Origin of the sequence: Rugosimonospora africana, from assembly GCF_016862975.1 — a bacterium.
In the GTDB taxonomy this organism is placed as follows: Bacteria; Actinomycetota; Actinomycetes; order Mycobacteriales; family Micromonosporaceae; genus Rugosimonospora; species Rugosimonospora africana.
The window spans coordinates 1-603 of the sequence record NZ_BONZ01000207.1 but is presented as its reverse complement, the minus strand read 5'-3'; the positions used below and the strand labels follow the sequence as shown (position 1 = coordinate 603).

The window sequence follows — 603 nt, the reverse complement described above, 5'->3', positions numbered from 1 at the left end:
CGGTCTGCTTGAGCACGGCCATGATGAACTGTTGTTGGTGGCGTTGCCGGTCGTAGTCTCCGCCCGGGAGCAGCTCACGCTGCCGCACATAGTCCAGAGCCTGCCAGGGCGCGAGATGCTGGCAGCCCTTGTGGTAGACCTGCGGCGTCACGCCGGGTACCGGCTGCGGGGTGCCGGTCAGGTTGGTGTAGGGCGCGGCATAGTGGCCGTTGCTGTCCCGTCCGATGTGGACGGACACGGTCTCCTCGTCCACACACATGTTGACCCCGCCCAGCGCCTTGACGGCTTTCTTGAACCCGTCGAAGCGGGCCACCGCCGCGCCGTTGAACTTCAGCCCGGTCAGGTCGGCCACGGTCTGCGACATCAGCGGCATGCCGCCGTAGTTGAGCGCGGCGTCGATTTTCTCGGTACTGCCCTCGAAGTCGGTCTTCGGGTACGGCTTGATGGTGTAGTACAGGTCGCGGGGCACCGAGACGAGGTACGCGCGCTTCGCCCCGCGCGGGACGTGCACGATCATGATGGAGTCCGCGCGCTCCCCGTTGCCCGGGTTGTCGTCCCGCCAGTTGGAGCCGATCAGCAGGTAGTTCAACGGGCCGTGCTTCA

General features: G+C 66.2%; 1 protein-coding gene. It reads right to left on the bottom strand.

The genetic code is table 11. From position 1 onward, the window contains the following. Positions 1-603: LCP family protein (locus tag Raf01_RS49250; RefSeq protein ID WP_203925092.1), on the bottom strand; the 603-nt coding region annotated here is incomplete at both ends.